The sequence below is a fragment of the Mycobacterium sp. 155 genome (assembly GCF_000373905.1).
Classification (GTDB): Bacteria; Actinomycetota; Actinomycetes; order Mycobacteriales; family Mycobacteriaceae; genus Mycobacterium.
In genome coordinates this window covers 2,686,513-2,709,041 of the sequence record NZ_KB892705.1, presented here as the reverse complement: position 1 = coordinate 2,709,041, position 22,529 = coordinate 2,686,513, and the positions used below count along the sequence as shown (strand labels likewise).

Below are 22,529 nucleotides of genomic sequence, written 5' to 3'. Positions count from 1 at the left end.
TGCTCACGTGGGTGGCGTCAAGGTTGCTCACTTCTTCTCCTTCTCGGAATCACATGTCAGTAGTAGTCGTTGGGCCAGTTCCAACGCACCCCGCACTGGGTCGACGGCCAGTACCCGGACGTCGGTGAACTGCTGTTCGGTCAGCCGTGTGCGTACGGCTTTCTGCAGTGCGGGCTGATGCACGGCCAGTCCGCCGGCCAGCACCACCGGGCCGGGCGAACCGAGCCGCGTGGCAACCGATACCGCGAGCTCGGCGAGCGCCGCGGCGGCGGCATCGATGATGTTGCAGCTCACCAGGTCGCCGTCGCGGGCCAGCTCGAACACCACGCGGGCGCGGCCGGCCCAATAGCGCCGGTCCGGCTGGGCGTAGAAGTGTTCGAGTAGTTGTTCGGGCAGTTGCAGGCCGCAATCGGCGGCCAGCTGTTGACCGAGCCGGTCTGCGGGCTCGCCGCGTTCGGCGCGGATAAGACTGCGCCGCAATGCTTCCCGGGCCACCCAGTATCCGCTGCCTTCGTCGCCGAGCAGGTATCCCCAGCCGCCGGCCCGGCTCTGCAGGTCGCCGCGGCGTCCCCAGGCCACCGAGCCAGTGCCGGAGATGACGGCGATGCCATCGATGACGCCCGCGGCGGCCAGGATCAGCTGGCTGTCGTGCACCACCCGGATACGGGCGCAGGGCAGCCGGTGGGCCAGCAGATCACGCAGCCGGGCCTCGCCGTCGGGTGTTTCGACCCCCGCTGCACCGGCACAGACTGCCTTGATGTCCTTGGTGCCCAACTGGTCGAGGATGACGTCGAGCTGCCGGCCGGCTTCTTCGAGACCCACCGACGAGATGTTCGCGCTGCCGGCCAGGGCCTCGGCGACCACCGTGCCATCCTCCACACGCAGGGCCTGGGTCTTCGATCCGCCGATGTCCAGGCCGAGCACCGCTGCCGAGCTCATCGTCCGGTCGCCTCGGTCTCGGTGCCGCCAGCGATCGCGGCGGGCCACTGGCCGCCGTTCTCCCAGAAGTGCCGGATGTCCTCCAGTTGGCGGCCCTTGGTCTCCGGGGCGAACCGGTAGACGAAGACGAAGGCCAGCAGGGCCAGTACGCCGAACACCATGAATGTGCCCGAGCCACCGAGAGTCTGCAGCATGGTGAGGAAGAAGCCGGCCACGATCGCGTTGGCCACCAGGTCGGAGGTGAGCATCGCGCTGGAACCCATCGAGCGCAGCCGCGACGGGAAGCTCTCCCCGGCGTACACCCAGACCAGGGCACCGAAGCCGAAGGTGAAGCCGACGGTGAACAGCAGCACTCCGATGAAGCCGAGCGCCGTGAGCGCCCCGCCGAAGTTGTCGCCGGCGACGAAGACACCGATCAGCAGGGCGTTGGCCAGCACCATCATGGCGATGCCGCCGAGCAGGATCGGGCGCCGGCCCAGCCGGTCGACGAGCACCAGTGACACGAAGACCGCGATCAGCGCGGCCACCTGGATCAGGGCGGGCAGGATCAGCAGCGCGAAGTTGCCGTGGAAACCCATGGCCTCGAACAGTTTCGGGCTGTAGTAGACGATGGCGTTGATGCCGGTGATTTGGATGAAGAACCCGAGTACGACGACGAACACGGTGGCCCGCAGGTAGGGCGGACGCAGCATCTCGCGGAACGCCCCTCCGCGTTCTTCGTGCAGGGCCCTGCCGATCTCGGCCAGCTCGGCATCGACGTCGGCGGCGGGTTCGACCATCTGTAGCGCGCGGCGAGCGTCTTCGGTGCGGCCCTTGAGCATGTACCAGCGGGCGGTGTCGGGCATGCGCATCAGGATGAGGGCTACCACCACGGCGGGCACGGCGGCCAGGCCGAGCATCCAGCGCCACCCGCCCGATCCCGCCAGGGCGTAGGCGGCCAGATAGCCGATGATGATGCCGACCACCGTGGCCACCTGGTAGGCGACCAGCAGTGCCCCGCGGATGTCGGCGGGGGCCGACTCGGCGACGAACACCGGTACCACCACCACCGAGACGCCGATGGTGAGGCCCAGCAGCAGCCGGGCGACCATGAGCATCGGCACCGATACCGACAACGCGCACATCAGCGCGAATGCCGCATAGGTGACCGCCACCAGGACCATGGACTTCTTGCGGCCGATCCGGTTGGCCAGCCAGCCGCCGATGATCGCGCCGGCGATCTCACCGATCACCACCATGGTGGTGATCCACTGCACGCCCGCGGTGTCCAGGTCGAACTCCTTGGGGATGAACAGCATGGCGCCGGCGATGTTGGACAGGTCGTAGCCGTAGATGACGCCGACGCTGGCGGCGGCGATCCCCACCAGCACCGCAAGCCGCGGGGGTTTTCGAGTTTCGGTAGAGCCCACGTGCGGTTCCTCTCGCTGCGGGATGAATGTGACGGGTCAAATTGGTATACACCAATATGATGGAGGTAACATTGGCATATACCAATTTCGTTCGTCAAGAGGTAAGGGAAAACTGATATGGCCGAACCTGCGCCGCGGTACTTTCAGGTCAAGCTTGCGCTGGCCGATCTGATCGCAGGACTCGACCGGGGCGCGTCGCTCCCTCCGGAGCGGCAGCTCGCCGAACAGCTCGGCACGTCACGGACCACGCTGCGCAAAGCCCTGGCCGAGTTGGCGGGGGAGGGCGTCCTGCGCCGTACCCAGGGCAGTGGCAACTTCGTCGCGCCCCCCAAGGTGGTTCACGTCCGGCAGCTGTCGTCCCTCACCGACGATCTGAAAGCCGAAGGGATGCAGCCCTCTTCGCAGATCCTCGGGCTGGAGCGGGTGCGTGCCGAGCCAGCCGTCGCGGAGCATCTGGAGATCGCGCCGGGCGAGCGGATTCATCTCCTGACGCGGCTGCGCGAGGTCGACGGCGAGCCGTTGGCGATCGAGGAGGCGCACCTGCCCGGCGCGCTGCCGCGGCTGGAGGCACGGCTGGCCGAGACGGGTTCGCTGTACGCGGCGCTGCGGGACTGCTACGACCGCGGTGTGCACTCGGTGGAGGACACCGTCGAGACCGCGCTGGCGAATCCGGATCAGGCGGAGCTTCTGCGGATCGCGACTGGGCAGCCGCTGCTGCTGGTGCATCGCACCAGCAGGGACAAGACCGGCCGCGTCGTCGAGTGGACCAGGTCGGTATACCGCGGCGACCGGTTCTGCTTCGTCGCCCGCGCCTGACCTTCGCCCGCGCGTAGTCTTTTCCCGCCGAGCAGACGCTGCGGTACGCGACACGCCGCGTCTGGAGTACCTCCGTGTCTGCTCGGCGGGGAAAGGTCAGGCGCGCGCTGGTAGTTCCGCCGCCTGCCGGGCCGCTCGGACGAACGAGCGCTTCGTCGTCTCGATCCCGTCGAGGTAGCCTCCGACGAGCGCGGCGTCACGCAGCAGGACCAGTGACGCGGCGATATCGGCGGGGTTGTCGCGCCCGGCCGCGGCCTGTTCGAGTGCGCCCCGGAACCAGTTACGGTGTGTCGCAATGAGTTTCCGGACCTTGCTGGTGGGGTCGGGATATTCGGCGGCCGCATTGATGAAGGGGCATCCACGGGTGTGGTAGCGGGCGATGTCCTCGGCGATCCCGTCGATCACGAGCTCGAGCATGTCGGAATCCGGTCCGGCGCGCGTCTCCGCCTCGGAGAAGTAGCCGCGGATCGTCGCATCCTCCAGTGCGAGATAGGCCTCGACCAGGCCTTCCTTGCCGGCGAAGTGGCGGTACATGGTGGCGCGGGTGACGTTAGCGTCGGCAAGGATCCGGTCGACGCCAACAGAGTGAATTCCCTCTCGATAGAACAGCTCCGCGGCCGTACGCAGGAGCCGTTCCCGGGCCTGCGAGATGGGCGTCGACGATTCCATATCTCGACGGTACGCCGACAGTCAGAACGTTCTTTCTGCAGCCGGGAACAGATCGGCCATAGTGTTGGTTACTGCAATCAGAACGACCGTTCTTTCTATTGATAGGAGACCGCCATGACCGCCACCATCAGCCCTCGCGAACAGGCCGAGATCGTCCGCGCGAACAGCTCAGGAGCGCAGCCTGTCGTCTTCGTCCATGGCCTGTGGCTGCTGCCCACCAGCTGGGACAACTGGCGCGCGCTGTTCGAGGAGCAGGGTTTCGTCACGCTGGCCCCGGGATGGCCGGACGACCCGGCGACCGTGGCGGATGCACGTCTCGACCCTTCGGTGTTCGCTCACAAGACGGTCGGCGACATCACCGAGCACTACGCCGAAGTGATCCGGGCGCTGGACCGTAAGCCCATCGTGATCGGGCACTCCTTCGGCGGGCTGATCACTCAGAAGCTCGCCGGTATGGGACTTGCCGCGGCCTCGATCGCCATCGACCCGGCGCCGTTCCGCGGCGTGCTGCCGCTGCCCGTGTCGGCGCTGCGGGCCGCATTCCCCGTCCTCGGCAATCCGCTCAACTACAGTCGCGCGATCGCCTTGACCCGCAAGCAGTTTCGGTTCGCCTTCGGTAACGCCGTCTCGGAAGAGGAGTCGAACCGGCTCCACGACGAATACTCCGTCGCCGGTTCCGGTGCCCCGCTGTTCCAGGCCGCCATTGCGAACTTCAACCCCGCGTCGCAGACGAAGGTCAACACCAAGAACCCGGAGCGCGGTCCGCTGTTGGTCATCTCCGGCGAGAGGGACAACACCGTCCCGTGGGCGATCGCCAACGCCTCCTACAAGCTGAACAAGAAGAACCCCAATGTCACCGAGATCGTTGAGATTCCCGGTCGCGGACACTCATTGGTGATCGACAGCGGCTGGCGCGAAGTCGCCGACACGGCGCTCGAATTCATCAAGCAGCAGCACTGACGTTCTTCCCGCGAGCAGGCGCTGCGGTACCCGACACGCCGATTTCGGAGTACCGCAGCGTCTGCTCGCCGGGAAAAAGCGGTCGAAGTCAGTGCTGCGGGCGGCGGTTCAGCGACCGGGCGCCCATGATGAGGAGAAAGACGATGATGGCGCCGACGATGGTGACGCCGACTCGCACCGGCAGCGCGTCTGCCGTGGGCAGGACCGACGCCGCCTGCGCTGCGGTGGGCTCATCGGGCTGCTTGGGTGTCGTCAGTGACGGGTCGGGGTCCACCAGCGTGCCGACCTTGGTGCCCGGCGGAGTGGCGAAACCGTAGTCGAGCAGATGTGCGGCCTGTTCCCACGGAGCGATCGGCAGTCGGGTGCCGTGCAGCAGCACCGCCACCAGTCGGCGACCGTCCCGATTGGCTGCGCCGACGAATGTCTGCCCGGCATCGTCGGTGTAGCCGGTCTTGCCGCCGAGCGCGCCCGGGTAGTTGTCCAGCAACTTATTGTCGTTCTCCACGGGATACGGCGGATTACCGTCGCGCCCAGGGAAATCGAACGACTTGGTGGCGACGATATCGGCGAACGCCGGGTTCTGCCAGGCGTAGCGGTAGAACAGCCCGATGTCGTAGGCCGAGGTGCTCATACCGGGGCCGTCGAGCCCGGACGGGGTAGCGGCCCGGGTGTCGCGGCCACCGAGCTTGCCCGCCAACACGTTGATCTTCTGCAGCGCCGTGTCCATGCCGCCGAGTTGCATGGCCAACGCGTGAGCGGCGTCGTTGCCCGAATGCATGAGCAGGCCGTGCAACAGGTCGTTGATGGAGTAGATGCCGCCGGGGCCGACGCCGACGCGGGTGCCCTCGGCGTTGGCGTCCTCCTGGGTGCCCTGGATGCGCTTGTTGAGATTCAGTTCGTTGAGCGCGGCCGTGGCCACCAGCACCTTGATGATGCTCGCGGGCCGATGTCTGGCGTGGGGATCTCGCGCGGCGATGATGTCGCCGCTGTCCAGGTCGGCCACTACCCACGCGTCGGCGGAGATGTCATTGGGGACGGGCGGGGTATCGGGTGCGGTGACGATCCCACAGCCTGAAAGTGCCTCGCCACCGATGGTTTTCGTGGGCACCGGCAGCGGCAGCGGCGGATCGCCGGCCTTGGGCACCTCCGACGAGTCGACCGCTGGGGGCGTCGTCACCTTGAACGGGCATTCCGGTGGCGGGGGTGCCGGCACCGGCGCCGCGACGGGGTCGGCGGACGCCGTCGACACGGTCACCAGGGTCGGTGCCGCGAGCATCGTCAACGCCGCAAGCACGGAACATCCGCGCATGAGCGCGCGCGTCGAGATACTCCGCAAGGTCGCCATCGTGTCCGAAGGTTAGGCGATCCGGCCCTCGATTCCGGGGAGCCACGCTGTGACGTATGTGACTGATGTTAAAGGCGGGTATAGGCCAGCGCAGGGAACTCGAAGGTCGACATCCATAGTTTTCCGCCCGTTTCGACGACGCCGGTAACCGCACCGAAGTCTGGGCTCTGAGTCCGGATGCCGTCGACGGCCGCACCGGTACGCCCGCGAACCGCTACAGCACGTTGCCTGCCTCGCTGAGGACGCGATGGAGGATCTCGTAGATGGCGTCGAACTCGGCCTGCCCACTGATCAGTGGCGGCGCCAGCTGGATCACCGGGTCGCCGCGGTCGTCGGCGCGGCAGTAGAGTCCGGCATCCCACAGCGCGGGGGTCAGGAACCCGCGCAGCAGCCGCTCGCTCTCCTCGTCGCTGAACGTCTCCTTGGTCGTTTTATCTTTGACCAGTTCGATGCCGTAGAAGAAGCCGTCACCACGCACATCGCCGACGATCGGCAAGTCGTAGAGCTTCTCCAGAGTGGCCCGGAACGCCGGTGCCAGTTCCTTGACGTGGTCGTTGATCTTCTCGCGCTCGAAGATGTCGAGGTTGGCCAGCGCGACTGCCGACGAAACCGGGTGTCCGCCAAAGGTATAGCCGTGCCCGAAGACGGTCTTGCCATCGTTGAACGGCTCGAACAGCCGGTCGCTGGCGACCATCGCGCCCAGTGGCGAGTAGCCCGACGTCAGGCCCTTGGCACTGGTGATGATGTCCGGTATGTAGCCGAAGTCGTTGCAGGCGAACATCGAACCGATCCGGCCGTACGCGCAGATCACCTCATCGGAGACCAGCAGCACGTCGTAGCGGTCGCAGATTTCGCGGACGCGTTCGAAGTATCCGGGCGGCGGCGGGAAGCAGCCGCCGGCGTTCTGCACCGGCTCGAGAAAGACAGCGCACACCGTGTCTGGTCCCTCGAATTCGATGGCCTCGGCGATGCGGTCGGCGCAGTAGCGGCCGAATGCCTTCTCGTCGTGGGCATATTCGGCAGGTGCCCGGTAGAAGTTGGTGTTCGGGGCGCGGAAACCGCCGGGTGTCAGCGGCTCGAACGGTGCCTTGTACGCCGGGATCCCGGTGATCGCCAGCGCACCCTGCGGCGTGCCGTGGTAGGCGATCGACCGGGAAACCACCTTGTGCTTACCCGGTTTTCCGGTGAGCTTGAAGTACTGCTTGGCCAGCTTCCAGGCGCTCTCGACGGCTTCGCCGCCGCCGGTGGTGAAGAAGACCCGGTTGAGATCGCCCGGCGCGTACCCGGCGACACGCTCGGCCAGTTCGATGGCCGGCGGGGTGGCGTAGGACCACAGCGGGAAGTAGGACAGCGTCTCGGCCTGTTTGGCCGCCGCCTCGGCAAGTTCCTTGCGGCCGTGGCCGACTTGGACGACGAAGAGCCCCGAGAGGCCGTCGATGTAGCGCTTGCCCTTGTCGTCGAAGATGTAGACGCCCTCGCCGCGGGTGATGATCGGTGGCGTGATGCCCTGCCCGTGCCGGGCAAAGTGGCCCCACAGGTGGCGGTTGGCTTTGGCGGCCAGATCGGACGGAGCTAGCTGGGTAGTGTCTGTGATTGTCATCGTGTACCCCAATTATATTGCTGTTTAACGAGTTTCAAATAGACGAGTGTTTCGGTTGATATCACTCCCGGCAGTGCGCGAATCTGGGTGTTGAGTAGGTCGAGCAGGGTGTCGTCGTCTTCGCAGACAACTTCGATGATGATGTCGAACGATCCGGCGGTCAGCACGACGTAGTCGACCGATGTCATGGCGGCCAGCTTCTCGCCCAGCTGGATGGTGTCGCCGGTGCAGCGGATGCCGATCATCGCCTGACGGGAGAAGCCGAGTTGTAGCGGATCGGTCACGGCGACGATCTGCATGACGCCGGCGTCGACCATTCGTTGCACGCGCTGGCGGACGGCGGCCTCGGACAGTCCGATGGCCTTGCCGATGCTCGCATACGAGCGTCGGCCATCCTGCTGAAGTTGTTCGATGATCGCTTTTGACAGTTCATCGAGCTGAAAGCCGGCTCCTGGCCGAGAATGGTTGACACGAAAAGGGACGGGTGCGGACGTCGGCTCGTCACCATCCGGGTCGGTCATACTACGATTTTGCACGGAATTCGTTGTTTGTGGTAACTATTTCGATGAAATCACTTGTATGAGTGTGTTCTGACTGCGGTATCTAGTAGAGATTGGTCATCGCATGGCCCCATGCGTATGACAGTGAACGCGGCCGGCAGTCGGATCAACAGTGCCGCGGTAACTACCCTCGGGTAGGTGACGACGGCGGCGCAGACCGACGAGTTCGAGGCGTTGCGGCCCCACCTTCTGGCGGTCGCGTACCGATTGACGGGCACCTACGCCGACGCCGAGGACATCGTGCAGGACGCCTGGATCCGATGGAATGCCAATCGCGGTGAGATCAACGACCTGCGGGCCTGGCTGACCACGGTGGTCAGCCGGCTCGGCCTGGACCGGTTGCGGTCGGCCGCCCATCGGCGCGAATCCTACGTCGGCGAATGGCTGCCCGAGCCGGTGGTGACGAGGTTCGATCTGACGGGGTCCGGCACCGTTGACCCGTTGACCGCGGTGGTCGCCGGCGAAGACGCGCGGTTCGCGGCGATGGTGGTGCTGGAACGGTTGACGCCGGATCAGCGAGTGGCTTTCGTGCTGCACGACGGTTTCGCCGTGCCGTTCCCCGAGATCGCCGAGGTGCTCGGGGTCAGCCCTGCGTCCGCGCGGCAATTGGCCTCGCGGGCCCGCCGGGCGGTGGCCGACGCCCCGCCCGCGGTCCCGGCGGACACCCACAACGAGGTGGCCGGGGCGTTCATGGCGGCCTTGGCCACTGGAGATCTGGAAGCCGTTGTGCGTCTGTTGCATCCGGACGTCACGTTCACCGGCGACTCCAATCGCCGGGCGCCGACGGCCGCGCGGGTCATCCATGGCCCGGACAAGGTGGCCCGGTTTCTGCTCGGGTTGGCGGCGCGGTACGGCCCGAACTGGTTGGCGGAGGCGCAGCTGGCGTTGGTCAACGGCGAGCTGGGCAGCTACACCCCGGGTGCACCCGCGGGCGAGAGCTATCCAGAGATGATGCCGCGCGTCACCGCGATGACCGTCCGTGACGGAAAAGTCTGCGCGGTATGGGATATCGCCAACCCCGACAAGTTCACCGGTTCTCCGCTACGCGGAGACGCATTGTGATATCAGAAGTCCGCGCGCACGGCCTTCACCGGTTTCGATCACCTTTGAGATCATCCCAGCTGGTCGGCCCACGGCACTCGGCACGCATCCCCCGAGCTGAAGCCCTGCTCGGTGATTCCCAGCGCCGAGTACATCCGGGCCCGCATGTTCTCCACGCCGATCTGATACGTCAACTCGATCACGCCGTCGTCGCCGAACCGCCTTCGCAGATCGGCGACTTGCTCGTCGGTCACGGTGTGCGGGTCGGTGGTCATCGCGTCGGCGTAGGTGATCGCGGCGCGCTCGTCCTCGGTGAACAGCGGTGAGGTGGCGTACTCGGCTATCGATTTGAGCCGGTCTACATTCAGGTTCTCCAGGCGCATGAGCATCGACCCGAAATCGACACACCACGAGCAACCTACGGTGCGGGCGGTCCAGAACACCGCCAGTTCCCGGACGCTGGCCGGCAATTTCTTCGAACCACTCTGCAGGAGGGTCTCGTGCACCGCGTTGGCGACCAGCAGCCGCGGGTGATGGGCGGCCACCGTGAACGGTTCGGGCACCTCACCGAATTTCCGCTTGGCAATGCGGTACATGATCCGGGTCAGCAGGCCGGCGCTCTTGGGGGTCACAGGGGAGATTCGTGTGGTCATATCAGTCAGACGAGACGGCCGGGTGATGTGTGACAGGCCGAGTGTGAACAAGATCGCGAGAGACTTTCGAGAAATCTCGCGATCTTCTTCACGCTCGGCGAAAGGAACTCACCGTGCGAACATCAACGCGCGTTTGACTTCTTGAATGGCTTGGGTGACCTGGATGCCGCGGGGGCAGGCCTCGGTGCAGTTGAAGGTGGTACGGCAGCGCCAGACGCCGTCGACTTCGTTGAGGATGTCGAGGCGTTCAGCGGCGGCTTCGTCGCGGGAGTCGAAGATGAATCGGTGGGCGTTGACGATGGCCGCGGGGCCGAAGTAGCTGCCTTCGTTCCAGTAGACGGGACAGCTGGTGGTACAGCAGGCGCACAGGATGCACTTGGTGGTGTCGTCGAAGCGGGCACGGTCAGTGGCGCTTTGGATGCGCTCCTTGGTGGGCGGGTTGCCGCTGGTGATGAGGAACGGTTTGACGGCGCGGTAGGCGTCGAAGAACGGCTCCATGTCGACCACGAGGTCCTTTTCCACGGGTAGACCGCGGATGGGCTCGATGGTGATGGTGAGCGGTTTGCCGGGGTTTTTGGGTAGCAGGTCGCGCATGAGCACTTTGCAAGCCAGTCGGTTGACGCCGTTGACGCGCATCGCGTCGGATCCGCAGACTCCGTGGGCGCAGGAGCGTCGGAACGTCAGGGTGCCGTCGAGGTAACCCTTGACGTAGAGCAGCAGGTTGAGCAGCCGGTCGGTGGGCAGGCACGGCACCCGGAAACTCTGCCAGCCGGCAGCATCGGGGTTCTCGGGATTGAACCGGGCGATCTTGAGCGTGACCATGACCGCACCCTCGGGGACGGGGGGCAGGGGTGGGTCGCCGGCTTCGGGGGTGGCTATGACCTCTGCGACGGGTGCCATCGTCAGTACTTCCGTTCCATCGGCTCGTAGCGGGTCTGGACCACTGGCTTGTGGTCCAGCCGGATATCGCTCAACAGGTCAGTGCCTTGTTTGTAGGCCATGGTGTGGCGCATGTAGTTGGTGTCGTCGCGGTTGGGGTAGTCCTCGCGGGCGTGTCCGCCGCGGGATTCCTTGCGGTTGAGCGCACCGACCACGGTGACTTCGGCCAGTTCCAGCAGGAATCCGAGCTCGATGGCTTCCAAGAGATCGCTGTTGTAGCGCTTGCCTTTGTCGTGCACGGTGATGCGGGAATACCGCTCCTTGAGCGCGTGGATGTCGGTCAGTGCTTGTTTGAGAGTTTCTTCGGTACGGAACACCGCGGCGTTGTTGTCCATCGACTGTTGCAGTGCGGTGCGGATGTCGGCGACACGTTCGTTGCCGTGTTCGGAGAGGATGTCGCTGACCCAGCCGACCACCATGTCGGCGGGGTTCTCGGGGAGGTCGACAAAGTGGTGGTTGTTGGCGTATTCGGCGGCGGCGATGCCGGCGCGGCGGCCGAAGACGTTGATGTCGAGCAGTGAGTTGGTGCCCAGCCGGTTGGCGCCGTGCACCGAGACGCATGCGCATTCCCCGGCGGCGTAGAGGCCCGGGACGATGTTGGTGTTGTCGCGCAGTACCTGGCCGTGCACGGTGGTGGGGATGCCGCCCATGACGTAGTGACATGTCGGGTAGACCGGTACCAGTTCGGTGACCGGGTCCACTCCGAGGTAGGTGCGGGCGAATTCGGTGATGTCGGGCAGTTTGGCTTCCAGGACGTCGGCGCCGAGGTGGCGTACGTCGATGTAGACATAGTCCTTGTTGGGGCCGGCGCCGCGGCCTTCGAGCACCTCCAGCACCATCGAGCGGGCGACGATGTCGCGGGGCGCGAGGTCGACGATGGTGGGTGCGTAGCGCTCCATGAAGCGTTCGCCCTCGCCGTTGAGTAGCCGGCCGCCTTCACCGCGCACGGCCTCGGAGATCAGGATGCCCAGACCGGCCAGACCCGTGGGATGGAACTGGTGGAATTCCATGTCTTCCAAGGGAAGTCCCTTGCGGAAGATGATGCCCAGGCCGTCACCAGTCAGGGTGTGGGCATTGGAGGTGGTCTTGTACATGCGGCCGGATCCGCCGGTCGCGAACACGACGGCCTTGGCGTGGAAGACATGGATGTCTCCTGTCGCCAATTCGTAGGCGATGACGCCGGTGGCCACGGGCCCCGTGAGGGTTTCGGTCAGGGTGATGTCCAGGGCGTAGAACTCGTTGAAGAATTCGACATCGTGTTTGACGCAGTTTTGGTAGAGGGTTTGCAGGATCATGTGGCCGGTGCGGTCGGCGGCGTAGCAGGCTCGGCGCACCGGAGCTTTACCGTGGTCGCGGGTGTGTCCGCCGAAGCGGCGCTGGTCGATGCGGCCTTCGGGGGTGCGGTTGAACGGCATGCCCATCTTTTCCAGGTCGAGCACCGCGTCGATGGCTTCCTTGGCCATGATCTCGACGGCGTCCTGGTCGGCGAGGTAGTCCCCACCTTTGACGGTGTCGAAGGTGTGCCATTCCCAGTTGTCTTCTTCGACATTGGCCAGCGCGGCGCACATGCCACCCTGGGCGGCGCCGGTGTGGCTGCGGGTGGGGTAGAGCTTGGTCAGCACCGCGGTGCGCGCGCGGGGGGCTGCCTCGACCGCGGCGCGCATCCCGGCGCCACCGGCGCCGACGATGACGACGTCGTAGCGATGGTGGTGGATCATGCTTTTAACCCCCGATGTTCGCGTCGAAGGTGACCAGGACGTAGGTGCCCAGCACCAGGGTGAATCCGGTTGCCAGTAGCAGCAGTGAATTCAGATAGAACTTGGTCACGTTCTTGCGGGCATAGTCGCCGATGATGGTGCGCATCCCGTTGGCGCCGTGGATCATCGCCAGCCACAGCAGGGCCATATCCCAGATCTGCCAGAACGGTGAGGCCCAGCGCTGCGCCACGTAGTTGAAGTCGATCCGGTACACGCCGTCTTGCCACATCAGCATGATGAACAGGTGGCCCAGTGCCAGAAAAACCAGCGCCACACCGGAGAACCGCATGAACAGCCAGGCGTATTTCTCGAAGTACGGGATGCCCCGGGGGCGCCGCGGGGCGCGCGGGTGATCGAGTCCGGCCGGGCGGTCGTGTTCGCGTTCGAGGATCGGCGCGGGCCGGCCCAGGCGGGATTCGCCCGTCCCTGGCGCGCTCATAGGAACCGCTCCGCCATGTGCATACCGAGAACTCCCAGTCCGGCGATGAGGGCCACAGCGAAGACGCTGACGGCGACGGCGAGCATGTGCCGCTGATAGCGCGGGCCGTACTGCCAGAAGTCGATGAGGATGACGCGGATGCCGTTGAGTGCGTGGAAGAGCACCGCGGCCACCAAGCCCATCTCCATCAGACCGACGATGGGGGTCTTGTAGGTCTCGATGACTGCGTTGTACGCCTCAGGGCTCACCCGGACCAACGCGGTATCCAACACGTGCACGAACAGGAAGAAGAAAATTGTGGCACCGGTGATGCGATGCAACACCCACGACCACATGCCGGGATCACCGCGATACAACGTCAACCGACGGGACTTGCCCGGTCGCGGAGCTGGCACCTCCGTCTGTGCACTCATAGGGCCCTCCAACATCATCAGCGGATGTTCGGGACCGGTCTGTCGAGTTAGCCCCAAACCTCGGGGCGACTCTAAACCCATTTGCACGGGCGAACGAATACGGTGTCGTCGTAGGAAGCCGCGAACAAGAGGAAATTAGGCTTACCTATCTACATCGCGCGTCGATGGGGTGGAGGTTTCGGAATGCATTCAGTAACTGGCCGGGGTCGTTGAATTGGCGCCGAATATCGACTGGAAAGTATTGCGGGACAAGGCGATTTCCGTGTCGCACGCAGCTTATGCGCCGTATTCGCAATTTTCGGTCGGCGCCGCGGCACTGGTAGACGATGACCGAATCGTGGCCGGATGCAATGTGGAGAATGTCTCATATGGCCTAGGTCTCTGTGCCGAGTGCGCTGTGGTCTGCGCCCTGCATTCTTCGGGTGGCGGACGGCTTGTCGCCTTGAGTTGTGTCGGGCCCGACGGAGCGTTGCTGATGCCTTGTGGGCGGTGCCGGCAGGTGCTGTTGGAGCATGGTGGGCCGGGGCTGTTGATCGATCACCCCCGTGGCCCACGCCGACTCGCGGAGTTGCTTCCCGACGCGTTCGGACCTGAGGATCTCGCCCGGTCGAGGCGCCGGCCGACTCAGGCCTGATGTCAACCGCTCTGGCCTGGGCTTGGCTCACAGGTGCTCGTCGAAGACCTGGTTGCGCACCCGCTGGCGGGGTGAACGGCTAGGATTTGCGCCATCGACGCGCCCACCATCATCCGAACCAAACGCGACGGCGGAGTGCTTTCGGACGCCGCGATCGACTGGATCATCGACGGCTATACACATGGCCGTGTCGCCGACGAACAGATGTCGGCACTGCTGATGGCGATCTTCCTGCGCGGCATGACGCCGGCTGAGATCACCCGCTGGACCGCGGCGATGGTGGCGTCGGGCGAGCGGTTCGACTTCACCGATCTGCGCCGGGCCGGTAAACCGCTCGCACTGGTGGACAAACACTCCACCGGCGGCGTCGGCGACAAGATCACCATCCCGCTGGTGCCCGTGGTGTTGGCGTGCGGAGGCGCGGTGCCGCAGGCCGCCGGGCGCGGCCTCGGGCACACCGGCGGTACGCTCGACAAGCTCGAAGCGATCCCAGGTTTCACCGCCGAGCTGTCCAAAGACCGTATCCGCCAACAGCTTTGCGATGTGGGGGCGGCCATCTTCGCCGCCGGGGAGCTGGCGCCGGCCGACCGCAAGATCTATGCCCTGCGCGACGTCACGGCCACCACGGAATCGCTGCCGCTCATCGCGAGTTCGGTGATGAGCAAGAAACTGGCCGAGGGAGCCGAGGCGCTCGTGCTCGACGTCAAGGTGGGCCGCGGGGCGTTCCTCAAGACCGAGGCCGAGTCGCGGCAGCTGGCCCTCGCGATGGTCGACCTCGGAAACGCGTATGGGGTGCCGACCCGGGCCCTGCTGACCGATATGGACCGGCCGCTGGGGCGGACTGTCGGCAACGCCGTCGAGGTGGCCGAGTCGTTGGAGGTGCTGGCCGGTGGTGGGCCCTCCGATGTGGTCGAACTGACTTTGGCGCTGGCCGCCGAGATGCTCGACGCCGCAGGCATTGAAGGGGTCGATCCTGCCGACACGCTGCGCGACGGGTCGGCGATGGACCGATTTCGGGAACTGGTGAGTGCCCAGGGCGGCGACCTGTCCAGGCCGCTGCCGGTCGGCGCGGCAACCGAGACTGTCACGGCTACCCGCGGCGGCGTGATGGGTGACATCGACGCGATGGGCGTGGCGATGGCCGCCTGGCGGCTGGGCGCCGGCCGCGCCCACCCGACAGACCCCGTGCAGGCCGGCGCCGGAGTGCGGATTCATCGCAGACCCGGCGAGCCGGTGGCGGCCGGTGAGGTCGTGTTCACGCTCTACACCGACACACCGGATCGGCTGGGCGCGGCGCTGACCGAACTCGACGGCACCTGGGGTGTCTGTGATTCCGCGCCGGGGCCGCGGCCGCTGATCATCGACCGAATGTGACCCTGGCCGGCTGGTCGCTGTCGTGTTGTGATTTCCCTCCGTTCAGCTGAACGTCGTGAGAACGGTTCGGGGATCCATAGGTCGAACCGGCCCTCCTTGCGGATGATGGAGTGATGAGTACGCCACTGACCCTCGACACGATCCGCCACGCCCCCAAGGCCTTGCTGCACGACCACCTCGACGGTGGACTGCGCCCGGGCACAGTGCTCGATCTTGCCGGTCAGTTCGGCTACGACGACCTACCTGCCACCGAAGTCGACGAACTCGCGACGTTCTTCCGCACCGCCGCGCACAGCGGCTCGCTGGTGCGTTACCTGGAACCGTTCGCCCACACCGTCGGCGTCATGCAGACCCCTGAGGCGCTGCACCGAGTCGCTTACGAATGCGTCGAGGACCTCGCCGCCGACAACGTGGTCTACGCCGAGGTCCGGTTCGCGCCGGAACTGCACATCGACCGCGGCCTGTCCTTGGACACGGTCGTCGACGCGGTGCTGGCCGGTTTCGCCGACGGCGAGAAGGCCGCTGCGTCCGAGGGGCGCACCATCACGGTCCGGTGCCTGGTCACCGCGATGCGGCATGCCGCAAGGTCCCGGGAGATCGCCGAACTGGCCATCCGGTTCCGCGACAAGGGTGTGGTGGGCTTCGACATCGCCGGGGCCGAGGCCGGTTATCCGCCGTCGCGGCACCTCGACGCATTCGAGTACATGCGAAGCAACAACGCGCGCTTCACCATTCACGCGGGGGAGGCGTTCGGGTTGCCGTCCATCCATGAGGCGATCGCGTTCTGCGGGGCCGACCGGCTCGGTCACGGCGTGCGTATCGTCGATGACATCACCCAGCTCGACGACGGTACCCAGAAACTCGGACGGCTGGCAGCGATCTTGCGGGACAAGCGAATTCCGCTGGAGATGTGCCCGAGCAGCAACGTGCAGACCGGGGCTGCGCCGTCTATCACCGAGCATCCGTTCGACCGGCTGGCCCGGCTGCGGTTCCGGGTCACCGTCAACACCGACAACCGATTGATGAGCGACACCACCATGACCCAGGAGATGACCCGCCTTGTCGATGCCTTCGGCTATGGCTGGAGCGACCTGGAGCGTTTCACCATCAATGCGATGAAGTCCGCGTTCATCCCGTTCGACGAGCGGCTGGCCATCATCGACGAGGTGATCAAGCCGCGCTACGCCGTGCTGGTGGGCTGAGCTACTCAGGCCGCAGTCGCGACTCCACGAAGCGCTCGAGCGTCTCCCACTGTTCGACCGCATCGGCGTAGGGCGCTGCCGGGGCCTTCACCTTGCGCGGGTCGAGCACGTGCCCGACAAACTTCCCCAGCGGCGTGGTGGTGGCGAGGGTCTCCTCGACGGTCTTGTCCTCGGCGTAGTCGCTGACGTCGCGCAGCAGTTCGACCGCGAGCTCGAGCTGATCGTGGTCGATCGCATCGGGTCCGTCGGCGATGTCGTCGGAGATCCCGCTGAGCACGTAGACGTTCTCGTCGGAGACGTCCACCCGCAGCGATCCGTCGGTGGCGGCGGTGCGGATGTCGTCGTAGGTGGCCAGATCGGATAGATCGTGGTCATGCTCGTCGGCCAGGTAGCGGGCCAACGCACGTTCCGAGCTGAACACACTGATGCGGCCGTTGCGGCCCAGGAAGACCGGTTCGTCGTCGAGGTAGCAGCGCAGCGTGTACACCGTGCCGGACCGCGTCATCAGCCGCACGGGGTCGATACCGACTTTCACCCAGAAGTCCTCGTCGCCGCCCAGCACGGCGTCGGTTTCCTCCTCGGGCTCGCTCGCCTCGTCGGCCTGAGGCTCGTCAGCTTCGGTCTCCTCGACTTTGGTTTCGTCCTCGTCGGGTTCCGGTGCGGGCTCGTCGAGTTCCTTTTCGGCCTTCTTCACCGCGTCGGCGTCGACGTCCTCGGGGATCGTGACGATGTCGTCGATGGCGTCGAGCACACTGTCCCAGCCGCGGGCGATGACAGCCTCGATCTCGCCCCAGCGCTTGCGTCCGCTGCGACCGGTGAATTCGTCGAGGCCGCCGCCGAGGCTGCTGAGTACCGGGTTGCCGTTGAAGAACTTGCTGATCGCCGCCAGCTCACACACCGAGCCGATCGACGACACGATCACCAACGTCCGGTGCAGGCTCGCCACCGACTCCTCGGAGGGCTTGTTGGCCACCAACTCCGGTACCCCGACGATGTCGTACCGCCGGTCGTCGGCCGGATCGAACCTGTGCGCCGAGGCCTCGGTCAACTTCTCCCACGCCGGATGATCGGTCAGGTCGTTGTCGGTATCGGTGCGCACAAAGGCGACCAGGTCGGCGACCGACTTGAAGGCGAACAGGTCTTCATCGTCGCCGAGGAACGCCTCCCACTCGTCACCGGCATCCCGCCACCGCGGAGCCCACAGGGTGTAGAGGTCGCCCTTGGTCAGTGCCAGCCGAACCGGCACGATGTCAGCAGCCATGCGGCACAGCCTAACGGCGCACCCTGGCGGGCCGTCAGGTCGTCTCCGGTTGGTCGCCGAACTCCGCCGCGAGGTCGTCCAGCAGCCGCCGGCGTCGTTTCACCGCATCGGCGCCGTCGCGCAGTGCGCCCAGGTCGTCACCGGCCCGCGCGAGCGTCTCGAGGAAGGCCCGGGCCCGGGTCATCGTGCCGGCGAAGTCAGGCGGTGGGGCGGAAGAACCCATGGAAGCCCTGGCCGGCGTTGGTGGTTCGGATGGGGGAAAGCTGGACCGGGTCACCCGCCTCGATCATTGTCGAATCGCCGACGATCATCGCCACGTGGCCGTCCCACACCGCAAGGTCGCCGGGCCGCAGCGCATCCGCCGAAACCGCGGCGCCGACATCCTGTTCCTGCGCCAGGCGGGGAATGTCCAGCCCCGCTTCGTGATACGCCCACTGGGTCAGGCCGCTGCAGTCCAGGCCGACGCCGGGGGCGGTGCCGCCCCAGCGGTACGGCACTCCGAGCTGGGTCAACGCGTTGCGCACGGCGTTGGCTGCGACCGCGTTCGGAGCCAGCGCGGTGCTGCCGTCAGGCAGTCGCACCGTCACCCCTTCGCCGAACCCGCCGGGATCACGCCCGCCGACAGCCCCCTCGGATATCGAACCGGCTGGACCACCGAAACGGTGCCGGCCGGCCAGCGCGGCCAGCTGGCCCGTCGTACCGGACAGGGAGCCCAGACCCGCCGGCGCCGACGATCCGGCCGACGGGCCAAGACCTGATGACGCACCGAAGCCCGCCGGAGCGGTCGCGGCGGGCGGTGCCGGGCCACCGGTGCCGACCGCCGCGGCATGGTCGTCCAGTTGAGCCCGCAACTCGTCGACCACGGTGATGGCCTCCCGCAGGGCGTCGTGCGCTTCGGCAAGCAGCGCCTCGGCCACACTGGGTTCCTCGAGGCGGGTTTCGAATGCGGCAGCCCGGGCCTGGAAGCCGTCCACGATAGCTCGCAGCCGGGACGCCGCCGACTGCACCGCAACGCCGGCCTGGCGTGCGGCGGCTCCGAGCGTTTCAGCGTGGTCGGCGAGTGCGTCCGCCGTCGCGGCGGTGACGGCTGCTGACCGTTCGGCAGCCTCGGCCGCCAAGCCCGACCAATCGCCTACGGCCGCCCACGAACGGCGGGAAGCGGTGGCCACGGCGCCGAGCGCATCGCGCACCTCGGCGATCGCCGTATCGGGACCGGCGAGCGTCGGCCACCCCGGACCGACCAGCGCCTGCACTTCGCGCAGCGGCGCGATCAGCGCGCTGACCAGTGCGCTCGGCATTTGCTACACCCTGGGTAGCAGCTCGGCGGCGCGGTCTGCCGCGGCGTCCAACCATCCGGCGGTTCGGGCCGCGGCCACCCCGGTGGCCCCGGTGTTCTCGCCCAGCGCAGCGATTGCTGCCGATTGGTCGGCGAGGGCTCGGCGGAATGCGGCCAAGAAGTCTGCGCCGACCGGCCCGAGAGCAGACGCGGGGGGATCGACCGCGCGCAGCAGCGCCGCGACAGCGGTGAGATCGGCGGCGTGCGTGGCATACGCGCCGCCGAGAGCACGGATCAGGGCGGTATCGGCGAACATGTCGTTATGACGCCCGCCGGCGCCGATCGGTTCCGTCTCGATTGCGGAGACCGTTTAAGGTCGGCCGATGGACGTACGTGTCGTCGAGCACCCACTGGCCGCTGCCCGGCTGACGACCCTGCGCGACGAGCGCACCGACAACGCGGCGTTCCGTGCGGCGTTACGTGACCTGACGCTGATGCTGGTCTATGAAGCCACTCGCGACGCGCCGTGCGAACAGATCCCGGTGCGCACCCCACTGGCCGACACCACCGGTTCGCGGCTGGCCAACCCACCACTGCTGGTACCGGTGCTGCGTGCCGGCCTTGGCATGGTCGACCAGGCGCACGCGTTGATCCCGGAGGCTCAGGTGGGTTTCGTCGGGATGGCGCGGGACGAAACGACACAGCGCCCCATTCCGTATATGGCGTCCCTGCCCGACGACCTGAGCGACCGGGCGGTGTTGGTACTCGACCCGATGCTGGCCACCGGAGGGTCGATGGCGTACACCATTGGATTGCTGCAGGCCCGCAACGCCGTCGACATCACCGCAGTGTGCGTGGTGTGTGCACCGGAAGGTATTGCAGCGCTGGAGAATATCGCTCCCGGCATCCGGCTGATCACTGCGACCGTCGATGACGGCCTCAACGAGATCGCCTACATCGTCCCGGGTCTCGGCGACGCGGGAGACCGCCAGTTCGGTCCTCGGTAGCCGTTACCAGAGCGCGGCGGCCGCGATGAGTTCGTCGTTGAGAGTGTTCGCGCGTGCCCGGGCCATGGTCAGGTCGTCGGTGGGTGTACACCGAACTTCGGTGTAGGACTTGAGTTTCGGCTCGGTCCCCGAGGGACGCACAACGATGCGCACCGTGGTCCGATCGTCACCGCCGGTGAGGATCAGCGCATCCGTACGCTGCTCGCCGGGTCGGTCCAGGAGATCCTCGACGGCGACCGGGAAGCCCGCGAGATCGGTCGGTGGCGTGGTCCGCAGTCGCGACATGGCGTCGCCGGCGTCCTCGACCGGCCGAGACACCGCGCCCGTCACGTGCACGCCGTGTCGCCGGGCCAGGGCGTCGAGCGCGTCGGTGACCGTGCGGCCCTGGTTACGCAGTGCGACGACCAGATCGCAAAACAGGGTCGCGGCGCTGATGCCGTCCTTGTCACGCACCGCCGCCGGGTCGACGCAGTACCCGATGGCCTCCTCGTAGGCGTAGGCGAGCGTGGAGCCCGGACCGCCGGCCCGCGCCAGCCACTTGAATCCGGTCAGGGTCTCGGCGTGGTGGGCGCCGTGTGCGGCGGCGATCTCGGCCAGCATGCGCGATGACACGACGGTGCTGGCCACCACGGTGGCCTCGCTAACCGGTCCCGGTTCCACCTGGGACAGGATGTAATCGCCGAGTAGCCAACCGGTTTCATCACCGGACAACATGCGCCAGCCGTTGGCCGTGGGGATCCCGACGGCACACCGGTCGGCATCGGGATCCAGCGCGATCGCGACGTCGGCGGACACCTTGGCGGCCAGCGTGAGCAGGGCGTCGGTGGCTCCCGGTTCCTCGGGGTTGGGGAACGCCACGGTCGGGAAATCCGGGTCGGGAGTGAACTGGCTCTCGACCACGTGGACGTCGTCGAACCCGGCCAGGGCCAGGGCGTCGAGCGCGAACTCGCCACCCACCCCGTGCAGCGGCGTCAGGGCCACCCGCACCGAGCCGGTGGTGTGGCGCACGTGCGTGACCCGCTCCAGGTAGTGCCGAATCTCCTTCAGCCCGCCGGTTTCCACGGTTGCGCGGGGAATCTCGTCGGCGTGTGGTGCGCGCGCAACGACTTCCTCGATCTCGCGGTCGGTGGGGGAGATGATCTGCATACCGCCGTCGGCGAACACCTTGTACCCGTTGTCCGACGGCGGGTTGTGCGATGCGGTGATCTGAATTCCCGCCGTCGCGCCCAGGTGGCGCACGGTGAATGCCACCACCGGGGTGGGCACCGCGGCCAGCATCAGCATCACCTGAAACCCTTGGGCGGCAAGAACTTCAGCTGCGGCGAGCGCGAATTCGTCGGACCGGTGCCTGGCGTCGCGGCCCACCACCACCTGCGTTTCCCCGGGGCTGAAGGCATTTCCCTCGTGTCCCTCGTGTGCGAGATGACGCTTGAGCACTTGTGCCACCGCCCAGGTGGTCCGCAGCACCACAGCCAGGTTCATCGCGTCGGGCCCACCGCGTACCGGCCCGCGCAGCCCTGCCGTGCCGAACGTCAACGGATGAGCGAACCGCCGCTCCAGCTCCTCGGGATCGCACGCGGCCAATTCCGCGGCCGTCTGTGGGTCCGGGTCATGAGCGATCCAATTCTGCGCAACCGCCGAAATCGCCGATTGGGTCATCGGGCAAGTGTGCCCGCTTTTGCGTCGGCGTACGCGATCTTGCGGAGTACTGGTGCCACGAGCGCGAGCAGCCCCAACTCGAGTTCGGTGAGGTTGTCGTGCATCGCGGCGTGCAACCAGGCATCGCGTTCGGCCCGGTCGATCTGTAGTAGCTCACCACCCTGTGCGGTGAGCTCGATGAGTTGGCGGCGCCGGTCGTGGGGGTCGGGACGCCGGGTGATCAATTGGCGGTTCATCAGTTCGTTGATGCCGTCGGTCAGTGACTGCACCCGCACCTGCAGCCGCGCACCGAGCTCGGCGGGCGTGGTGGTCCCGGCGCGACCGATCTCGCCGAGTAGCTGGAGCTGGCTGAGCGTCAGACCGTGGTCGGGACGGTGCCGGCGCATCTGTCGTGCGACCGCCATCATCGATTCCCGCAGCTCGGTGGCGGTGCTGTCCTGTGTGGGTACCCCGGGGGCCGTGGACGTTATTCCAACCATAAGCAAGTTATACCTTGGTAAATCTCACACCGCATCAGTACATAAGCGGGTTGTAGCTGTGATTTAATCAGCTAGTACTTGGGATTATCTGACATGG

General features: G+C 66.4%; 23 protein-coding genes and 1 pseudogene. 7 read left to right on the top strand and 17 right to left on the bottom strand.

Annotation, left to right across the window (positions count from 1 at the left end; genetic code table 11):
- Positions 1-27: 27 nt before the first annotated feature.
- Both B133_RS0112890 and B133_RS22775 read right to left on the bottom strand, forming a co-directional pair.
- On the bottom strand, positions 28-939 hold the full coding sequence (locus B133_RS0112890) for an N-acetylglucosamine kinase (RefSeq protein ID WP_026256361.1): 912 nt from the start codon (positions 937-939) through the stop codon (positions 28-30).
- The gene (locus tag B133_RS22775) at positions 936-2,309 is read right to left on the bottom strand and encodes a sugar porter family MFS transporter (protein ID WP_018601671.1); all 1,374 of its coding nucleotides are present in this window, start codon (positions 2,307-2,309) and stop codon (positions 936-938) included. The genes B133_RS0112890 and B133_RS22775 overlap by 4 nt, the downstream gene beginning before the upstream one ends.
- A 156-nt stretch (positions 2,310-2,465) precedes the next feature.
- Between B133_RS22775 and B133_RS0112880 the strand changes: the two genes are divergently transcribed.
- Positions 2,466-3,164, top strand: coding sequence for a GntR family transcriptional regulator (locus B133_RS0112880; RefSeq protein WP_018601670.1), 699 nt, complete (start codon positions 2,466-2,468; stop codon positions 3,162-3,164).
- Positions 3,165-3,260: 96 nt separating this feature from the next.
- Here the strand turns inward: B133_RS0112880 and B133_RS0112875 are convergent, their stop codons facing one another.
- Complete coding sequence (locus B133_RS0112875; protein ID WP_018601669.1) at positions 3,261-3,833, bottom strand: TetR/AcrR family transcriptional regulator; 573 nt, start codon at positions 3,831-3,833, stop codon at positions 3,261-3,263.
- A gap of 114 nt (positions 3,834-3,947) precedes the next feature.
- Between B133_RS0112875 and B133_RS0112870 the strand changes: the two genes are divergently transcribed.
- Positions 3,948-4,793 (top strand): alpha/beta hydrolase, encoded by an 846-nt coding sequence (locus B133_RS0112870; RefSeq protein ID WP_018601668.1) that lies wholly within the window; start codon positions 3,948-3,950, stop codon positions 4,791-4,793.
- Positions 4,794-4,881: 88 nt separating this feature from the next.
- Here the strand turns inward: B133_RS0112870 and B133_RS0112865 are convergent, their stop codons facing one another.
- From B133_RS0112865 to B133_RS0112855, 3 genes are all read right to left on the bottom strand, one after another.
- The gene (locus B133_RS0112865) at positions 4,882-6,138 is read right to left on the bottom strand and encodes a D-alanyl-D-alanine carboxypeptidase family protein (RefSeq protein WP_081618223.1); all 1,257 of its coding nucleotides are present in this window, start codon (positions 6,136-6,138) and stop codon (positions 4,882-4,884) included.
- Positions 6,139-6,352: 214 nt separating this feature from the next.
- Complete coding sequence (locus B133_RS0112860; protein WP_018601665.1) at positions 6,353-7,738, bottom strand: aspartate aminotransferase family protein; 1,386 nt, start codon at positions 7,736-7,738, stop codon at positions 6,353-6,355.
- Complete coding sequence (locus B133_RS0112855) at positions 7,735-8,259, bottom strand: Lrp/AsnC family transcriptional regulator (protein ID WP_018601664.1); 525 nt, start codon at positions 8,257-8,259, stop codon at positions 7,735-7,737. Before B133_RS0112855 ends, B133_RS0112860 begins: the two co-directional genes overlap by 4 nt.
- A 177-nt stretch (positions 8,260-8,436) precedes the next feature.
- On the opposite strand from B133_RS0112855, the gene B133_RS0112850 reads away from it, so the two are divergent.
- Positions 8,437-9,360 (top strand): sigma-70 family RNA polymerase sigma factor, encoded by a 924-nt coding sequence (locus B133_RS0112850; protein WP_018601663.1) that lies wholly within the window; start codon positions 8,437-8,439, stop codon positions 9,358-9,360.
- Positions 9,361-9,410: 50 nt separating this feature from the next.
- Here the strand turns inward: B133_RS0112850 and B133_RS0112845 are convergent.
- The 5 genes and pseudogenes from B133_RS0112845 to sdhC all read right to left on the bottom strand — a co-directional run.
- Positions 9,411-10,025: pseudogene (locus B133_RS0112845) on the bottom strand (carboxymuconolactone decarboxylase family protein); the annotation flags it as partial.
- A 75-nt stretch (positions 10,026-10,100) separates the two neighbouring features.
- On the bottom strand, positions 10,101-10,892 hold the full coding sequence (locus B133_RS0112840; protein ID WP_018601661.1) for a succinate dehydrogenase iron-sulfur subunit: 792 nt from the start codon (positions 10,890-10,892) through the stop codon (positions 10,101-10,103).
- A gap of 2 nt (positions 10,893-10,894) precedes the next feature.
- Positions 10,895-12,649 carry a succinate dehydrogenase flavoprotein subunit gene (sdhA, locus tag B133_RS0112835; protein ID WP_018601660.1) on the bottom strand — a complete coding sequence of 585 codons (1,755 nt, stop codon included), beginning with the start codon at positions 12,647-12,649 and terminating at the stop codon, positions 10,895-10,897.
- Positions 12,650-12,653: 4 nt separating this feature from the next.
- Complete coding sequence (locus B133_RS0112830) at positions 12,654-13,127, bottom strand: succinate dehydrogenase hydrophobic membrane anchor subunit (protein ID WP_018601659.1); 474 nt, start codon at positions 13,125-13,127, stop codon at positions 12,654-12,656.
- A complete protein-coding gene (gene sdhC, locus B133_RS0112825; RefSeq protein WP_018601658.1) occupies positions 13,124-13,540 on the bottom strand; it encodes a succinate dehydrogenase, cytochrome b556 subunit in 417 nt (138 codons plus the stop codon). The genes B133_RS0112830 and sdhC overlap by 4 nt, the downstream gene beginning before the upstream one ends.
- Positions 13,541-13,754: 214 nt before the next feature.
- Between sdhC and B133_RS23720 the strand changes: the two genes are divergently transcribed.
- The 3 genes from B133_RS23720 (at position 13,755) to B133_RS0112815 (ending at position 16,750) form a co-directional block, all read left to right on the top strand.
- Entirely contained in the window at positions 13,755-14,174 is a 420-nt protein-coding gene (locus tag B133_RS23720) for a cytidine deaminase (protein WP_081618222.1), read from the top strand.
- Positions 14,175-14,258: 84 nt separating this feature from the next.
- Positions 14,259-15,548: a thymidine phosphorylase gene (locus B133_RS0112820; RefSeq protein ID WP_198291066.1), complete on the top strand. Its 1,290-nt coding sequence runs from the start codon at positions 14,259-14,261 to the stop codon at positions 15,546-15,548.
- A gap of 113 nt (positions 15,549-15,661) precedes the next feature.
- Positions 15,662-16,750, top strand: a complete 1,089-nt coding sequence (locus B133_RS0112815; RefSeq protein WP_018601656.1) for an adenosine deaminase — start codon at positions 15,662-15,664, stop codon at positions 16,748-16,750.
- 1 nt (position 16,751) lies between these two features.
- On the opposite strand, the gene B133_RS0112810 is transcribed toward B133_RS0112815, so the two are convergent.
- From B133_RS0112810 to B133_RS0112795, 4 genes are read right to left on the bottom strand one after another with little or no spacing between them, the layout of a single operon-like run.
- The gene (locus B133_RS0112810; protein ID WP_018601655.1) at positions 16,752-18,011 is read right to left on the bottom strand and encodes a hypothetical protein; all 1,260 of its coding nucleotides are present in this window, start codon (positions 18,009-18,011) and stop codon (positions 16,752-16,754) included.
- Between the two features lie 34 nt (positions 18,012-18,045).
- The gene (locus B133_RS0112805; RefSeq protein WP_018601654.1) at positions 18,046-18,234 is read right to left on the bottom strand and encodes a hypothetical protein; all 189 of its coding nucleotides are present in this window, start codon (positions 18,232-18,234) and stop codon (positions 18,046-18,048) included.
- Positions 18,209-19,309, bottom strand: a complete 1,101-nt coding sequence (locus B133_RS0112800; protein ID WP_018601653.1) for a C40 family peptidase — start codon at positions 19,307-19,309, stop codon at positions 18,209-18,211. The genes B133_RS0112805 and B133_RS0112800 overlap by 26 nt, the downstream gene beginning before the upstream one ends.
- A gap of 3 nt (positions 19,310-19,312) precedes the next feature.
- Positions 19,313-19,603, bottom strand: coding sequence for a hypothetical protein (locus tag B133_RS0112795; protein WP_018601652.1), 291 nt, complete (start codon positions 19,601-19,603; stop codon positions 19,313-19,315).
- A 67-nt stretch (positions 19,604-19,670) separates the two neighbouring features.
- Between B133_RS0112795 and upp the strand changes: the two genes are divergently transcribed.
- Positions 19,671-20,294, top strand: a complete 624-nt coding sequence (upp, locus tag B133_RS0112790) for a uracil phosphoribosyltransferase (RefSeq protein WP_018601651.1) — start codon at positions 19,671-19,673, stop codon at positions 20,292-20,294.
- A 3-nt stretch (positions 20,295-20,297) separates the two neighbouring features.
- On the opposite strand, the gene B133_RS0112785 is transcribed toward upp, so the two are convergent.
- Positions 20,298-21,953, bottom strand: a complete 1,656-nt coding sequence (locus B133_RS0112785) for a phospho-sugar mutase (protein WP_018601650.1) — start codon at positions 21,951-21,953, stop codon at positions 20,298-20,300.
- Positions 21,950-22,432 (bottom strand): MarR family winged helix-turn-helix transcriptional regulator, encoded by a 483-nt coding sequence (locus tag B133_RS0112780; protein WP_018601649.1) that lies wholly within the window; start codon positions 22,430-22,432, stop codon positions 21,950-21,952. The genes B133_RS0112785 and B133_RS0112780 overlap by 4 nt, the downstream gene beginning before the upstream one ends.
- Between the last annotated feature and the right edge of the window lie 97 nt (positions 22,433-22,529).

Excerpts from the sequence above, each read along its gene's own strand:
- B133_RS0112880 (WP_018601670.1), top strand. The coding sequence starts at position 2,466 with ATGGCCGAACCTGCGCCGCGGTACTTTCAGGTCAAGCTTGCGCTGGCC.
- B133_RS0112815 (WP_018601656.1), top strand. The coding sequence starts at position 15,662 with ATGAGTACGCCACTGACCCTCGACACGATCCGCCACGCCCCCAAGGCC.
- B133_RS0112805 (WP_018601654.1), bottom strand. The coding sequence starts at position 18,234 with ATGGGTTCTTCCGCCCCACCGCCTGACTTCGCCGGCACGATGACCCGG.
- sdhC (WP_018601658.1), bottom strand. The coding sequence starts at position 13,540 with ATGAGTGCACAGACGGAGGTGCCAGCTCCGCGACCGGGCAAGTCCCGT.
- B133_RS0112855 (WP_018601664.1), bottom strand. The coding sequence starts at position 8,259 with ATGACCGACCCGGATGGTGACGAGCCGACGTCCGCACCCGTCCCTTTT.
- B133_RS0112785 (WP_018601650.1), bottom strand. The coding sequence starts at position 21,953 with ATGACCCAATCGGCGATTTCGGCGGTTGCGCAGAATTGGATCGCTCAT.
- upp (WP_018601651.1), top strand. The coding sequence starts at position 19,671 with ATGGACGTACGTGTCGTCGAGCACCCACTGGCCGCTGCCCGGCTGACG.
- B133_RS0112810 (WP_018601655.1), bottom strand. The coding sequence starts at position 18,011 with ATGGCTGCTGACATCGTGCCGGTTCGGCTGGCACTGACCAAGGGCGAC.
- B133_RS0112860 (WP_018601665.1), bottom strand. The coding sequence starts at position 7,738 with ATGACAATCACAGACACTACCCAGCTAGCTCCGTCCGATCTGGCCGCC.
- B133_RS0112780 (WP_018601649.1), bottom strand. The coding sequence starts at position 22,432 with ATGGTTGGAATAACGTCCACGGCCCCCGGGGTACCCACACAGGACAGC.
- B133_RS0112840 (WP_018601661.1), bottom strand. The coding sequence starts at position 10,892 with ATGGCACCCGTCGCAGAGGTCATAGCCACCCCCGAAGCCGGCGACCCA.
- B133_RS0112890 (WP_026256361.1), bottom strand. The coding sequence starts at position 939 with ATGAGCTCGGCAGCGGTGCTCGGCCTGGACATCGGCGGATCGAAGACC.
- B133_RS0112865 (WP_081618223.1), bottom strand. The coding sequence starts at position 6,138 with ATGGCGACCTTGCGGAGTATCTCGACGCGCGCGCTCATGCGCGGATGT.
- B133_RS0112875 (WP_018601669.1), bottom strand. The coding sequence starts at position 3,833 with ATGGAATCGTCGACGCCCATCTCGCAGGCCCGGGAACGGCTCCTGCGT.
- sdhA (WP_018601660.1), bottom strand. The coding sequence starts at position 12,649 with ATGATCCACCACCATCGCTACGACGTCGTCATCGTCGGCGCCGGTGGC.
- B133_RS0112795 (WP_018601652.1), bottom strand. The coding sequence starts at position 19,603 with ATGTTCGCCGATACCGCCCTGATCCGTGCTCTCGGCGGCGCGTATGCC.
- B133_RS0112870 (WP_018601668.1), top strand. The coding sequence starts at position 3,948 with ATGACCGCCACCATCAGCCCTCGCGAACAGGCCGAGATCGTCCGCGCG.
- B133_RS0112830 (WP_018601659.1), bottom strand. The coding sequence starts at position 13,127 with ATGAGCGCGCCAGGGACGGGCGAATCCCGCCTGGGCCGGCCCGCGCCG.
- B133_RS0112800 (WP_018601653.1), bottom strand. The coding sequence starts at position 19,309 with ATGCCGAGCGCACTGGTCAGCGCGCTGATCGCGCCGCTGCGCGAAGTG.